Below are 14,452 nucleotides of genomic sequence, written 5' to 3'. Positions count from 1 at the left end.
AAACGCTCTCCGGGCTTTTAATGACTAACTTATTTGGGTGTCTGCTTTGATAGGAACTTCTAGCAAAACACCCCACTAAAAATGGGAAGATTACCAAATCATCTGTGTGAGTTACTTCAATTGCGATAAGGGGCAGCAAATGAGAAGCATTTATTTTCCTATATTGGGCGTTTTGTTTTTAGTCGCCTGTTCTGGACAAGAAACATCGAATACCAAGACCGCAAAGAAGTATGAAGCGAAAGAAGGTAAAATCTGTTTTGCTAACGATACAGATAACGAGATTTATTTTGTGTTGTCAGAAAGTGGCCAAGGCAAGATGCGCGGTAATTCGAGGCCTGGTTCAAAAACTTGTACGGGTAGCTTTTCCAATGCAAGCTTGACTGTAAGCGTTGAAAAGCGCGGTACGGAATACTGCAATATACAAGCGGTATCAGGGAAAGTTTATGTCCTAAAAGAGTTGAATATTGATAGTGATTGTAAGTGGCAATAAAGCTTAAGTGACTGTGCTTATAACCAGCTGAGGTCACGGACATTCTTCTTTCAATCACATTCGCCCATATGGTCACATTGTCCGCTTTGCTGAAGTCTAGTGTCGCTACTTATTCAGGAAATCGATTGGCCGCTTTCGGGAAACTGCAATCAAATTTGTACAATTGTCTGTACGGCAGCAATGGGCCTTAAGCATCAAAACTAATGTGAGTTCTAAGCTGAATTTAATTGCCCCCCTCCTCACTACGTGCAGGCGGTGAAGCCTTCTTTTAATATGGTCTCGTTCAGATTGCGGCCAATGAAAACGAGGCGGCTTTCGCGCTTTTCGTGTGTTTCCCATGCGCGTTGGTGGCTGCCTTCAACTGTCGTTTGTATGCCTTGCAGCACATAGCGGTCTTCATCATCATTAAAAGCCAAAATGCCTTTGATGCGCAGAAGGTCGGGTCCGATTGTTTCCAAAAGGCAATTGATCCATGGGAAGAAAATATCCGGATTAAGATCGCGCGCACTTTGTAAGGAGACACTCGTAATCTCATCGCCATGATTATGCGCGTGGTTATGGTGTGTGTGATGATCGTGGTCGTGGTCGTGGTGATGATGGCTGTGATCATGGTGGTCGTGGTTATGATCGTTAGCGTCAGTCAGAAAATCTGGCTCCAATGTTAAAATACGCGCAAGCTCAAAGGCCCCTTTGTCTAAAATTTTATCAAGCGGGATATCGCTTTTAATGGTGCGGTGTAGCTCGGCATAGGGATTGATTGCGCGAATTCGGTTTTCGATCTCGCGCAATCCTTGATCGGATAAAAGATCAGATTTATTGATCAGCACAACATCACTAAAGGCTATTTGTTCTTTGGCTTCAGGGGTGTCTTGAAGGCGGTCCAAAAGGTGTTTTGCATCGGCCAAAGTGACCACACAATCGAGCGTTGTTTGAGCGTTGATGGTGTCATCCATGAAAAAGCTTTGAGCGACAGGGGCAGGGTCAGCAAGCCCCGTGGTTTCAATCAAGATACCGTCAAGTTTATCAGCGCGTTTCAACAAATCGTTGACGATACGAATGAGATCGCCGCGCACGGAGCAGCAAACACAGCCGTTGTTCATCTCGAAAATTTCTTCATCGGTGCTGGCAACCAGATCATTGTCGATGCCGATTGCGCCGAACTCATTAATTATGACAGCGTATTTTTTGCCGTGATCTTCGCTCAAAATACGATTGAGCAGAGTGGTTTTTCCGGCACCCAGAAAACCCGTTATAACGGTGACGGGTATTTTGTGTTCTTGGCTGATTTCACTCATAGATGGAACCTTGAAAATGTGATCCCGGCTAGTATTGGGCCGGTTAGTATTAGATCGGCTGGTGTTGGTATGGCGTTGCTCATATAAAAAGGCAACCGAGATATGTCAAAATGCAGTGAAAGCTTCCAATTTTGGTCTAAATTTGGTTATCATCAAAAATAATAGGATTTTAGAGGGATTTAAAGCGCTTATCTTTATGTATTTTGAGCGGTTTGATCATGCCTTTATATTACCTTGTTTGGTGGAAAAAATATCCATCAATTGTATTGAAAAATAAGGTGTCATGACATGGATATACCTATTGAAGATGGCTCTGATGAGCGTGTTTCAACCTCTAATACGCATGAGACGGAGACAGATAAATCGAGTAAAAATACGCGCAGTTTGACCGAAACAATGCAGCTTATTCGAAAGAAAGAACATGCGAGGCGGTTTGCCACGGCTAATGTTCATGGTCAAAATCGCAATCAATTGTCACTTCTCTTAGATGATCTTGAGGATGTCATTGCTGATATTGGAGATGAAAGAAAATATTTCGATTTTCATTTGTCGCACGGTGAACAACCCCAACTTTGGATTGATGAAACGACATTTGTTATGATGTCGAAGGGTGGAGCTGGGTTTCGCTTGTTAAAACAGACCCGAGCTGGCCGCATTTTGTTGCGTGAAAGTCGTGACCGAGCTGAGATGGGTGAGGCTGTAGTGCATTATATCGCTGAGCGATTATCGCATATTGAAAATGAACAAATTCATGCGCAGCACGTTGCTTCTTCACATGACAATAAATACGCAATGCCAGAAAACAAGATACCAGAAAACAGCGCTCCAGATAACAGAATGCCTGATCCAGCCGTGATGGAATTGGAACCAACAATTATTGTCCGCCACAGCAGATTGCGCAGTTTTTTCTGGTTTTTAACGGGTTTTCTAACCGGCGCCTTAACGCTCTTGGCGCTTGCGTGGTTTCGCGATGATATCAGTGCTTATCTATCGACGCTTTAAAGGTCACACCTAAAGTACCTTTCGGCTCAATTCTTCAAAGGTGCCCTTTGGTGTGACGCCACGTTCAATATGCAGGCATTTCCATTGTTCGTTTTGTTTTTCGATGTTGAACAAATTATAGCGTGATGGTTCGTGTTTGCCGTTAAGTCCGCTTGACGCTGAAGGAACGCCAACCACAGGAATAGAGCCTTTCGGGCCTTTCAATGATGTTACATTACGTCGGTGCGTGTGGCCGTGTAAAACCAGTTCCCCACCTTCTTTCTCTATCATTTTTACAAAGGCGCGATGGTCTGTAAGGCGCTTCATCCAGCGGCCTTTTTCTACGAAGGGGGGATGATGGATCAAGACCGCACGGTAAATGTCAGGGCTTGCTGTTTGTCGCAAGAGCTGACCAGCTTTTTCAATCTGTTGTCTGCCCAATGTTCCTGTTGCCATAAAAGGAGCGGTGGCGACGCCGGTTGAAAGCGCAATAATGGCAATAGGTCCGCGCCGTCTTAAATAGGGAAATTCTACCTCGTCCCTTGCATCATCGCCTAACCAGAAAGGCGACCATGCGCCTTTTGCCTTGTTTAGGGAGCCTCGCACATAGGCATCATGATTGCCTGGGATCAAGGATATATCGCGGGGCTGGCCGACGCTTTCAAGCCATTGTCGAGCGGCTAGAATTTCTGCATCAAGCGCGATGTTCACAATGTCACCCGTTAGGGCGATATGATCGGGCGCTTGTTTTTTTAGGTCGCTTAACAATGTGCCGAGCACATCGCCTGTGAGGGCACGAGAGCGGTTGCGCTTATAGTTGAGATAACCGGTGATGCGCTTGGATAGAAGCTCACGCATACTCGGGCGTGGCAGAGGACCGATATGCGGGTCAGAGAAATGGGCGAGTTTGAACATGGACCTTCTTATCAGATACTGTCGGCTTATCGGTTCTGGATTTTATTAGTCGACTCTGCCTTACTGTGTCTATGGCTTCAATCATTACACGTTTTTTACATTTTATCCATTTGATCCGTCGCAGTCACACGCTGGGGGTACGGGCGATTGTGCGTGATGATGAGGGGCGCGTTTATCTTGTGAAGCATACCTATGTGGCAGGTTGGTATCTACCGGGTGGGGGCGTGGAAGTGGGCGAGACATTTGCGCAGGCGCTCGAAAAAGAACTGCGTGAGGAAGGCAACATTCATATGAAGGGTGAGGGGCGGCTTATTGCAATTTATAAAAACCGTAGGATTTCTAGGCGCGATCATGTGGCACTTTATGAATGTCCCAATTGGCATCAGCCCGAACCGCCCAAAATACCCAACGGCGAGATTCTCGATGCGGGATTTTTCAAACTTGATGATTTGCCCAAAGGAGTGACAGACGCCACGTTAAGGCGCTTAGACGAAGTCGCAAATGGGGGACCTTTTGCCCCCTATTGGTGAATTATAGTTCAGTGCCAGTTCGGTTTTCCGCTGGTTCTTGCCCAGGCTTTTTGGGGCTTGTCAGTAGATAGCGCTCATAGATCCAAGGGTGAATTTCAACGGCACTTTGCAAAGCCTGCTGTGCTAGCTCAGCGCGGCCTTGATGGAATAGAATACGTGCTTTGCCTGACAGGGCGGCGAAGTGGCGAGGCTCTAATGCCAGCGCCTTTTCAATGTCATCAAGCGCCGCATCAAATTTTTCCTGTAAGAATAAGATATAAGCGCGCTGGTTCCATCCTTCGGAATAATTGGGTGCGGCTTCTACGATCTTATTCAAAATAACACGAGCGCCCTCATAATCATACCAGCGGCGACGTTCCATGGCTTGGGAAACAAGATCAGCGACTTCAGGTGTTGGGGCCGATGCGATCCAATTTTTCCAAAGTGCGTCTGCAACATATTTGCCACCAGGTTCGCTTTTTGCGGTTTTCAAAATGGCGTAGAGTTTTTCACGCTCAATCAGCTTGTCTTCGTGATGGGCAAGCGCAATTTCATTTCTCAAAGCTTCCAGTTCTGCAACCAGCTTCTTTTGAATGTCATTGGTGTTGGGTGCTTCCACGGGTGGAGATGTTTCTTGCGCATGAGCACCAAGGGGCAATGCTAACGCGAGAGCGAAAGAAAGAAGGGTTCCCAAAATATATTGCATGTTGCTCTCCTATATCTTTTGAGCAGGATAACAGGATGGATCATTTCTGCATTTAACAGATAATCACGTGAACGTGAGTGTCGGCCGGTTGTGGGGTGCTTCAAAATCAATATGAGGGCCAACTGGCACGATGCCTGTTGGGTTTATCGTGTCATGGCTTTCGTAATAATGGCGTTTGATGTGGTCCATATTAACGGTGTCTGCGATACTTGGTGCTTGATAGAGTGCGCGTAAATAATTGGAAATATTTGGATAATCTTCAATGCGCCTGATGTTGCATTTGAAATGGCCGACATAAACTGCATCAAAACGGATAAGCGTTGTGAAAAGGCGCCAGTCAGCTTCTGTGATCTTATTGCCAACAAGATAGGGCGTTTGAGCCAAGATACCTTCAAGCTGATCTAATGTGTGGAAAAGGGCTGTGACGGCCTCTTCATAGGCTTCTTTCGTCGTGGCAAAGCCTGATTTGTAAACACCGTTATTGACCGTATGGTAGATTGTTTCATTGATCGCATCGATGCTTGCTCGCAATTCTTCAGGGTAAAAATCAAGCCTATTGCTCGTGATATTGTTGAATGCTGAATTAAACATGCGGATGATTTCAGACGATTCATTGGATACTATTGTATGTTTTTTCTTGTCCCATAATACTGGAACAGTGACACGGCCGGTGAAGTGCGGATCAGCTTTTAAATAGATTTCAGCCATGGTTTTTGCGCCAAAAAGATCATCTGGTATGGCGCCTGGGTTGGTTGAAAACTCCCACCCTTTTGACACCATCAAATGGTCGACCACGGAGATGGAAATGATCTCTTCCAGCCCTTTGATCGCTCTAAAAATCATGGCGCGATGTGCCCATGGGCAAGCGTGAGAGACATAAAGGTGATAGCGGTTTGCTTCGGCTTTAAATCCTGCATCACCTGAAGGGCCAGCAGCTCCGTCAAAAGTTATCCAATGGCGAAATGTTGATTTTTTGCGGACAAATTTGCCGTCTGTCTTTTTGGTGTCATACCACTCGTCATGCCAAATTCCATCGACCAATAGACCCATGTTGCCCTCCTGCTTATGTGGTGGAATACATATGAGGAGTGATAGGAGGCAAAACAAGATCCATATTAGAAAAGGGCACCACGGATGAGATTAAGACCGAGTACGAAAAAAATGAAAAGCAATAGTTTTCTGAATTGTTCGCCGCTCAAATAACTGCGTCCTTTTTCCCCGATCAAGAGTCCAAATATCGTTGGCACTACCATAATCAGTGAATATCCTAACTTGGTAGGGTCTGTGAGCCCTGCATGCCAATACCCTATGAACAGTGGAATGGAGCCTGCCAAAAGTAAAAACCCGAGCGCCCCTACGAATTCATCTTTATTGAGCTCTTTGGACATTAAATAAACAGCCATAGGTGGCGCCCAAAGTGATGTTAATCCACCCATTACTCCGGCAATTGAACCGAAAAAAAACTGTGCAAGTTTATCTCTTTTCTTGCTGATTATGAGAGGTTTTGTGAAAACGTTGGACAGCACGAAAACAATGATCATGATGCCGACCAGAATTTTTAATCCGTCAGCGGAAAAATCGGCAGCGAATTGTGTGAAAATCAAAATGCCAATGAACATGAAGAGTGCAAACGGCCAGAAAAGTTTGAGTGCCTTTAGTGTCATACCGTTTTTATAGGTTTGGACTGCATTGGATGCGAGCATTGGGAGTAGCAATAGCGCGATGGCTTGGCGTGGATCAGTGAACTGCGATAAAAGTCCGATGACCGCCGTTGGTAATCCAAGCCCGATAAGCCCTTTGATTGTCCCCGCAAATATAAAAATGCCAGCGGCAATCAGTAATAAAATCTCGATTTCCATTAAAATAAATACCGTATAAGCAGGCCATTATTGCGCCTCTATAAAGCATATCAGCCCTTTAGCCTATTTACCTAATTGGAATTTGCCTTCTTTACGGCTTTTGAAAAGCGTGATAGTGAGCGGCTTCTTGAATGAAGGCGATATCAATGACTTCTTTGCGACGACACATGCGAAGCCGACGTCGATGCACAATTTGTGTATCCGTTTTTGCCTGCTTTCGTGTCTGCGCTTAGATCAAGAGCCATTTCAAGACAGTTACCGGAAGCCACTCTATTTAAGATATCCTGCGAGCTTCCATGACAATTTCTTCTGAATTTACCATTATTCCTGAAACCGAAAATAATGCTGCCGCCATTGAAGCGTTGCATGAAGATGTATTTGGTCCGGGGCGTTTTGCTCGTACTGCTTTTCGTGTGCGTGAGGGATGCGCGCCAGACGCGCGGTTTAGTTTTGTCGCGCTCAAGGGAGATGAGCTTGTCGGGTCTGTGCGGTTAACAGCGGTTCGCATCGCGCACGCAGAGGCGTTTTTGCTTGGCCCTTTGTGTGTCGCGCGCGCCTTACAAAATTTTGGCATTGGCAGGGCGTTGGTGCAACAGGGTCTTTCGATGGTTCGGGAAAAAGTACAGCTTCCAGTGCTATTAGTCGGTGATGCGCCCTATTATGCGCCACTTGGTTTTGAGCGCACACCAAAGGGAATTTCAATGCCTGGGCCGGTTGATTATTCACGTCTGTTGATCGCATGGCCTGAAGAATATGATGATCACAAGCGTGAAGACTATCAAGGCGTTATCAAAGGCCTATCGCCCCTCGCGGTACCACATGGTTGCGAAGGCGCCGAGGAGCAAGGCTAGCCCTAAAAGGCCTGCGAAGAGAGAGAGGCGATCGACGCCTTTCAAGATCGAGGCATCTGTCATCTTCAGGCCGAACCAGTCGCGCCCGCCTAGTGTGCGGTTGCTGTCGCTAATACCTTTAAGCGCTACAATGCGTGGGCTGACTTTGCTTGCGCGCAAGATTCGTCCACCAGTGGCTTTTGTTAGGGCATCAAGCTTTGCATCCGTAGAGACGACATTTTGAAATTCTTTTGGATTGGGTGGCCCTACATGTGCAAGGGTTGTGAGGTCGCCGTCCGATATCTGATAAAGTCCCGGTGAAGCCTTTTCAAGACGCGCAACAAGTAGGCCTGGATCGCGCTCACTGATGTCTAGATCAATGATATCACCGATGGGTGTTGTGATTTGTACTTTGCGCGGGGGGGCACCCTCAGCGCTCTCAGCCATAGTTTGACGTTCAATGATCAGATCATCGCCTTCACTAAAACCTCTCAGTGCTTCTTCTTCCAGATCAGGTTCTTTCATGAGCCAGTGCGACAAGCGGCGTAGTAGTTGTACATGGGGTCCGCCGCCTTCAAAACCACGAGCCCAAAGCCATGCATGGTCTGACAGCATCAAAGCAACACGACCTTCTTCTTCACGGTTTAAAATCAGCAACGGGCGTTCATCAGGACCATCCATGATAATATTGCCGCGTGGGTCTTCCACATCGATCAGACGGAACCATCTGCTCCATGCCGGTGGTTCAGATTTTGCGCCTTCCAGATTGCGAGTAACAGGATGACGAAAACCCGGCTTGGTGACGCGGGCATGGAATGGATCTTCATAAACGCTACCGACGGGTTGGGCGGGTAAAATCGGGGCTAAAGGAGTTTGGTAGATTGAGGTCGGGTCTGCATAATCAGGTCCGGCTGCAATCAAGATAGCGCCTCCTTCTTGCACGTAGCGTGCGATGTTATCGAAATAAAGTACTGGCAAGACACCGCGCCGTTGATATCGATCAAAGATGATGAGATCAAACTCATTGATTTTTACCGAGAAGAGCTCGCGGGTTGGAAAAGCGATGAGCGATAGTTGGTTGATGGGGGTGCCATCTTGTTTTTCTGGTGGACGTAAAATGGTGAAATGAACAAGGTCCACTGTTGCGTCTGATTTAAGTAAGTTGCGCCATGTGCGTTCGCCAGAATGCGGCTCGCCGGAAACCAGCAACACACGTAGGTTTTCGCGAATGCCTTCGATTGTTTGAACTGCCGTGTTATTAATAGCGGTCAATTCGCCGGGCACTTCTTCGACACTGATTTCGAGAATATTTTGGCCACCGCGATCAATCTCAATAGCGAGGGTGATTTCTTGTCCCACTGGCACGGATTCTGCGATGGTTGTCTCGTCGTTTAGATTGATAATAACGCGTGCGCTTTGCCTGCTGGCGTTATCGGTTGTTTCAACCTTGAATTTTATCTCTTTCTCTTCGCCCACGATGCCAAAACGCGGTGCTTCTGTGAGGACGAGACGCTGGTCAAACTCTTCTGCCTTACCGGTAAGCAATGTGTGTAAAGGCGCTTTAAACCCAAGCGCCTCACCATCACTAGGTACGTCATGCACCTGACCGTCGGTCAAAAGAATTGCGCCTGCTATCCGATCTGGTGGCACGTCGGAAAACTCGCGTTCCAACGCACCAAATAAAGCGGTGCCTTCACGCGCCTTATCGCGCCCATTCGTTTCAACAATACGCACATCAAGGTTTGGAATAGCTGCCAGCCGTGTTTCCAGTTTCTTGACTGCTTCATCGGTCTGGCTTTTACGATCATCAAGGCTTTGGCTGTCTGAACGATCAATTACAACTGCTGCAACGCTTGTGAGCGGCTCGCGGTCTTCTTGTATCAAGACAGGGTTTATGAGTGCCAATACTCCAAACGATAAGGCAAGCGCTCGCAAAAGGGCACCACGGGTGCGTGTTAAAATAAGCAAGCTAGCAATCAGGATAGCGATTAAGGCAATTATGCCGATATAGGGCCAAGCCAAGAGAGGGTCGATGTCCATGCGCCAGATCATGTTATTGACCCAATCGTTCGAGCAGTGCGGGTATGTGAACCTGATCTGCTTTGTAATTGCCTGTGAGCGTGTACATCACAATATTAACGCCAACGCGGAAGGCATAAATGCGTTGATTTGGATTGTTGGGCAGTGTGGGCAAAAGAGGCTGAGCGTTTTCGTCCGTCGCCCATGCGCCAGCGAAATCATTCGCGGTGATGATGATTGATGAGACACCATCAGCTTGAGAACGACTTCCTTGATCTTCGGTGTCGCCGTTTTGCGTTGCCTCAACCCACAAAGGACTGCCCTGCCAACGACCGGGAAACTCTTGTAGCAGGTAGAAGGCGCGGGTGAGAACATGATTTGAGGGTACGGGTTCAAGTGGCGGAATATCGAGATTTGCAACGATCTGGCGCAATTTTGCATTGGCGGGTGTGACACTGGTGATGCCAACATCGAGTTGATCACGGGTGTCAAACAACACCGTGCCGCCCTGTTTCATGAAGGCATCAACACGTGCCATTGTGTTGGTGTCGGGTACTTCTGCGCGGGCATCAATCGGCCAATAGAGGAGCGAGAAGAAGGCGAGTTCATCTTTAGAAATATCAACCCCAATGGGTGGCCCGGGTTCTAAGGCGGTGCGCAGGCCTAAGAAATTGGTCAAACCGAAAAGCCCTGCCTGACTGATCTCATCGATAGCATCATCGCCGGTGACAACATAAGCAAGGCGGGTTGTTAAAGTTGCATCAAAAGATATGTCGTCGTTTACTTGCTGCGCGTGGGTCTCGATTGCATTTTGCGTGATGAGAAAAAAGCTGCCCAAAAGCAACGTCGAGGCCAGTGGCCGCATGCGCTGGAGTATGCCACGCGAGAACAATCCTGCCATCGCTGCTACAATGAAGCTGTCGAGTAATAATAAAAGCAAAGCAATGGTGAAAAAGGCGGGCCGCAGATCCTTTGTTCCTTCTTCTTGAATGGATGAAATTGCTGCCGTGGAAATTAAGCTCTGTGGTTCAAGCATTTCGAGCTTTGTATCCTTTTTTATAAGATTAACAGCAATCAAGCTTTCTGATTTTCCATAAAACCCTGGCGGCGTTGTACGAGTGGCTGTTACATCCCTAAGCTTTGACAGCTCAATGGGTTTGGCGGTTTCAATCGGTGCGGTGAGGTGGCCATAAGCATTGAGTGTTTGGAATGGTGGAAAGGTTTGCGTTTGATTTGTGCGTTCATCCGCAATAGCGCTTGCAGGCACTGATGAGAAGGCTGTTAGTTTGACCAGCATATCGACAAAAGCGCCCGATATAGGAAGGTTCGACCATGTGGCATCAGCGGTGACATGGAATAAAACGAGCCAGCCTTCGCCCACCTGTTCAGCGGTCACAAGCGGCGTGCCATCTTCAAGCTCTGCCCATGTCTTCTTTAATAAATCAAAATCAGGTTCTGCCAAAACCTGACGAGTGACTTCAATGTCATCGGGCAAATTCATGCCTGCGAAAGGACCAGCTTCAGAAAATCGCGCGAGCTTTTGTGGTTCTTCCCATGTGAGAGAGCCGCCAAGATTGCGGTCGCCAGCGCGCAAGCGCACAGGTGTCAATTTATCTTCTGATGCCGCCAAACGCGGCCCTGCAAAGCGCACAATTGTGCCGCCCTTACTCATAAATTTGCGCAAGCGGTCTGTCTGATCCACAGGAATAGTGCCAACGTCTGCTAGCACAATCATTGAGACACCTGATTGAAGCAGTTCGGGTATGGCCTCAGTCAAATTGGGTGTTCCTGAATCACGAATATCTGTGAAAGGTTCCAGCGCGCGGCGAATATAATAAAGCGGCGAGAGCAGGGGTTGTTGTGCTTGATCGTTTTTAACGCCAGAGACCAGACCTATTGAACGCCTGCGTGAGCGGTCATCAATCAGATAGGTCGCACCGATGCTTTCTATTGTATTGCCGTCCTCCCCAATCAGGTTAAGGCGTGTGATTTGATTTCTCAACTCAATCGGCAATTCGATATCAGCATGGGTTTCCAAGGCACTGTCTTTAAAAAATACTGGCACATCGGCTAATGATAGGTTGTCTTTATCGAGCGCGCGCAAAGTCGCTGGGCGGGTTGTTAGTGCGGATCGCTTGATGGTTATATTGAGCGCACTTGCGCCATTCCCCGCATGGGTGATCGCAAACCGGCTTGAGGGCTCAAAGCGGATGGCGACATCGCCGATTTGGCTCAATACTGTCGCAAGCACATCATCCCCTTGGGTTTTAAGGGGGCTTGCAAGCCAAATGACATCAACATCACCCAAGGCGCTCGTCGCGGACTTGAGGCGTGTGGCGGTTGTTGCTCGATCTTCTGGGTAGGGGGCAGGGGCTTGAGCGGTTAGGCTTTCGAGCGCTTTTTCCGGTTCTATCAGGCGTACCTCGGCATTTTCAGGTTCCGTTGTCATAACAAGGGCCACCGGTTTTTGCAGCCGAATGGCATTTTGGACAATGTTGCGGGCAGCTTTGGCGCGTTTGGGCCAATCGCGCGCGGTGGTCCAGCCATTATCAACGACGAGAAGCAGCGGCTTGTCGCTTGACGTTGCAACTGGGTTTGGCTGCCAGAAAGGGCCGGCCAGCGCAATAATAGCAAGGGCTGCAAGGCACAGGCGAATAGCCGTGAGCCACCACGGGCTTTTGTGCGGTGTATCTTCTTTTTTTGTCAGCTCTGCCAAAAGCCTTGTTGGTGGAAAGTCTTGGCGTTGCGGGCGTGGTGGCGTGAGACGCAAAAGCCACCAGATCACTGGCAAAAGAATCAGCGCGCCAAGAATCGCGGGACTTGCAAAAGAAAGCGCGGTACCAAACATTAAACGCGCCCTCCTGCCAAGCGATGATAAAGAGTCAAAACGGCTTCGCTGGCTGGCCGATCAGTATGATGCACCAAAAATGTCCAGTCTAGTTTATGACATAAATCCTTGACCGCTTGACGGCGGCTTTCCAAGCGTTCGCGATATTCATCGCGGTAAGACTGGGCGCGGCTTGCGGTTATCTTTTGACCACTTTCAGGGTCTTGAAATTCAACGCGGCCCGTATAGGGAAAACCTTCTTCTACCGGATCAAGTACCTGTACCACATGGCCGCGTGTTCCGGCTCGTGCGATTTGATGTATAAATTTTTCGAGTTCTGTGATGGGGTCAAGAAAATCACCAAACAAGACAACTTCGGAAAACCGATTGATGCCTTCGGGCGCAGGCATGCCTTGATCAGAGGGCAGCACATTCGCGCGTGAAATGCGTTCAGCGTAAATTTCAGCTGCGTTGCGCCGTGTGGTGGCGCGGGTATGACCCAAAAGGCCAGTGCGCTCGCCACCGGCTGTGAGAAGCTCGGTGATGGCAAGAGTGAGAACAATCGCACGGGCGCGTTTTGTGACGCCAGCGAGCGATGAGCCAAATTGCATTGATTTTGTCAGATCAAGCCACAGCCATGCGGTTTGGGCGGCTTCCCATTCACGATCACGCAAATAAATACTGTCCTCACGGGCGGAGCGGCGCCAATCGATCGCGGCGGCATTTTCGCCTTCCACAAAGGGACGAAATTGCCAAAAGCTCTCGCCGGGGCCTGCCATGCGGCGGCCATGCCAGCCGGACATGATGGTGCGTGCAACACGACGTGCTTCCAGCAGCAGATCCGGCAATGTCTCAGCCGTTTTCTGCGCCTCGCTCAATAGGGTGAACGGGGCGTCTGTTGCCTGCTCTAAAGTGCCATTTGCACTTACCATTAGCCAATCTTGCCTTTCAAGGATGCAATGACATCGCGCACAGAAACACCATCAGCGCGGGCGGAGAAAGACAGCGCCATACGATGCTGAAGAACTGGTTCTGCCAAAGCCAGTACGTCATCCAGCGATGGCGCAAGGCGACCTTGTAACAAGGCGCGGGCGCGCACGGTTAGCATCAGGGCTTGCGAGGCGCGTGGCCCAGGCCCCCATGCGATGTGTTTTGTCATCTCATTATTTGACTCTAGATCTGGCCGTGCAGAACGGACCAGCTCGAGGATGGCTTCCATCACGCTTTCGCCAACGGGCATCTTGCGCACAAGTAGCTGGATGGCGCGTAATTCTTTTGCATCTAAAACCGGTTTTGCAACATCAGAATTTGCGCCGGTTGTTTCCGTCAAAATACGGCGTTCAGCCTCCAGTGTTGGATAGAGCACATCGATCTGCATCAAAAAACGATCAAGCTGTGCTTCTGGCAATGGGTAAGTGCCTTCTTGCTCTAGCGGGTTTTGGGTCGCCAGCACATGAAATGGTTCTGGCAGGTCATAGCGCTGGGAGGCCACCGTGACATGGTATTCTTGCATCGCCTGCAAGAGGGCGGACTGGGTGCGCGGGCTGGCTCGGTTGATTTCATCAGCCATTAAGAGCTGTGTGAAAATTGGTCCTTTGATAAAACGGAAGGCGCGTTTTCCTTTGTCGTCTTGGTCCATCACTTCAGAACCTAAAATGTCTGACGGCATCAAATCCGGCGTAAACTGAACGCGGCCTGCATCAAGCCCCAAAACCGTGCCCATGGTTTCAACAAGCAAGGTTTTTGCAAGCCCTGGCACACCGACGAGTAAGCCATGGCCACCGGCTAAAATAGTCGTGAAAGCCCGTTCAACCACGGTTTCTTGACCAAAAATAACAGTTCCAATAGCATCGCGTGCAGCCTGAATGCGCACAGCGGCGGCGTCGGCCTCTTCGACGATATCACTGATTATCTGGGAATGCGTTTTGTCTACCGCGCTCATTCGACGCTCCTATTAATCTATTCGAATATGTTGCCAAAAATTGTATCAGTATTCTTTGCCTAATTGTTACAACTCACTG

The 14,452-nt window shown here is 48.6% G+C and carries 13 protein-coding genes; 4 read left to right on the top strand and 9 right to left on the bottom strand.

What is annotated here, in order from left to right; genetic code table 11:
* Nucleotides 1-139 precede the first annotated feature (139 nt).
* The gene (locus tag ABJ081_04470) at nucleotides 140-490 is read left to right on the top strand and encodes a hypothetical protein (protein ID MEP6355917.1); all 351 of its coding nucleotides are present in this window, start codon (nucleotides 140-142) and stop codon (nucleotides 488-490) included.
* A gap of 242 nt (nucleotides 491-732) precedes the next feature.
* On the opposite strand, the gene ABJ081_04465 is transcribed toward ABJ081_04470, so the two are convergent.
* Nucleotides 733-1,785 carry a GTP-binding protein gene (locus tag ABJ081_04465; protein ID MEP6355916.1) on the bottom strand — a complete coding sequence of 351 codons (1,053 nt, stop codon included), beginning with the start codon at nucleotides 1,783-1,785 and terminating at the stop codon, nucleotides 733-735.
* A 288-nt stretch (nucleotides 1,786-2,073) separates the two neighbouring features.
* Between ABJ081_04465 and ABJ081_04460 the strand changes: the two genes are divergently transcribed.
* Entirely contained in the window at nucleotides 2,074-2,787 is a 714-nt protein-coding gene (locus ABJ081_04460; GenBank protein ID MEP6355915.1) for a hypothetical protein, read from the top strand.
* A 9-nt stretch (nucleotides 2,788-2,796) separates the two neighbouring features.
* Here ABJ081_04460 and ABJ081_04455 read toward each other — a convergent pair whose 3' ends face one another.
* On the bottom strand, nucleotides 2,797-3,681 hold the full coding sequence (locus ABJ081_04455; protein ID MEP6355914.1) for a metallophosphoesterase: 885 nt from the start codon (nucleotides 3,679-3,681) through the stop codon (nucleotides 2,797-2,799).
* A 71-nt stretch (nucleotides 3,682-3,752) separates the two neighbouring features.
* On the opposite strand from ABJ081_04455, the gene ABJ081_04450 reads away from it, so the two are divergent.
* Nucleotides 3,753-4,211 (top strand): NUDIX domain-containing protein, encoded by a 459-nt coding sequence (locus ABJ081_04450; protein ID MEP6355913.1) that lies wholly within the window; start codon nucleotides 3,753-3,755, stop codon nucleotides 4,209-4,211.
* A gap of 1 nt (nucleotide 4,212) precedes the next feature.
* Here the strand turns inward: ABJ081_04450 and ABJ081_04445 are convergent, their stop codons facing one another.
* The 3 genes from ABJ081_04445 to ABJ081_04435 form a co-directional block, all read right to left on the bottom strand.
* A complete protein-coding gene (locus tag ABJ081_04445; protein ID MEP6355912.1) occupies nucleotides 4,213-4,896 on the bottom strand; it encodes a tetratricopeptide repeat protein in 684 nt (227 codons plus the stop codon).
* A 63-nt stretch (nucleotides 4,897-4,959) separates the two neighbouring features.
* Nucleotides 4,960-5,946 (bottom strand): glutathione S-transferase family protein, encoded by a 987-nt coding sequence (locus ABJ081_04440; GenBank protein ID MEP6355911.1) that lies wholly within the window; start codon nucleotides 5,944-5,946, stop codon nucleotides 4,960-4,962.
* Between the two features lie 65 nt (nucleotides 5,947-6,011).
* Nucleotides 6,012-6,755 carry a sulfite exporter TauE/SafE family protein gene (locus tag ABJ081_04435; GenBank protein ID MEP6355910.1) on the bottom strand — a complete coding sequence of 248 codons (744 nt, stop codon included), beginning with the start codon at nucleotides 6,753-6,755 and terminating at the stop codon, nucleotides 6,012-6,014.
* Between the two features lie 296 nt (nucleotides 6,756-7,051).
* On the opposite strand from ABJ081_04435, the gene ABJ081_04430 reads away from it, so the two are divergent.
* Complete coding sequence (locus ABJ081_04430) at nucleotides 7,052-7,606, top strand: N-acetyltransferase (GenBank protein ID MEP6355909.1); 555 nt, start codon at nucleotides 7,052-7,054, stop codon at nucleotides 7,604-7,606.
* Here ABJ081_04430 and ABJ081_04425 read toward each other — a convergent pair.
* Genes ABJ081_04425 through ABJ081_04410 form a run of 4 tightly spaced genes read right to left on the bottom strand, consistent with a single transcriptional unit; the run spans nucleotide 7,553 to nucleotide 14,373 of the window.
* Nucleotides 7,553-9,637, bottom strand: coding sequence for a hypothetical protein (locus tag ABJ081_04425; protein ID MEP6355908.1), 2,085 nt, complete (start codon nucleotides 9,635-9,637; stop codon nucleotides 7,553-7,555). The two genes, ABJ081_04430 and ABJ081_04425, sit on opposite strands and share 54 nt — an antisense overlap.
* A 1-nt stretch (nucleotide 9,638) precedes the next feature.
* Nucleotides 9,639-12,452, bottom strand: coding sequence for a DUF4159 domain-containing protein (locus ABJ081_04420; GenBank protein MEP6355907.1), 2,814 nt, complete (start codon nucleotides 12,450-12,452; stop codon nucleotides 9,639-9,641).
* Entirely contained in the window at nucleotides 12,452-13,363 is a 912-nt protein-coding gene (locus ABJ081_04415; GenBank protein MEP6355906.1) for a DUF58 domain-containing protein, read from the bottom strand. Before ABJ081_04415 ends, ABJ081_04420 begins: the two co-directional genes overlap by 1 nt.
* A complete protein-coding gene (locus ABJ081_04410; protein ID MEP6355905.1) occupies nucleotides 13,363-14,373 on the bottom strand; it encodes a MoxR family ATPase in 1,011 nt (336 codons plus the stop codon). The genes ABJ081_04415 and ABJ081_04410 overlap by 1 nt, the downstream gene beginning before the upstream one ends.
* Between the last annotated feature and the right edge of the window lie 79 nt (nucleotides 14,374-14,452).

This window comes from Hyphomicrobiales bacterium (genome assembly GCA_039989895.1).
Taxonomy (GTDB): domain Bacteria; phylum Pseudomonadota; class Alphaproteobacteria; order Rhizobiales; family JACESI01; genus JACESI01.
This window is presented reverse-complemented; position numbering and strand designations above follow the sequence as displayed.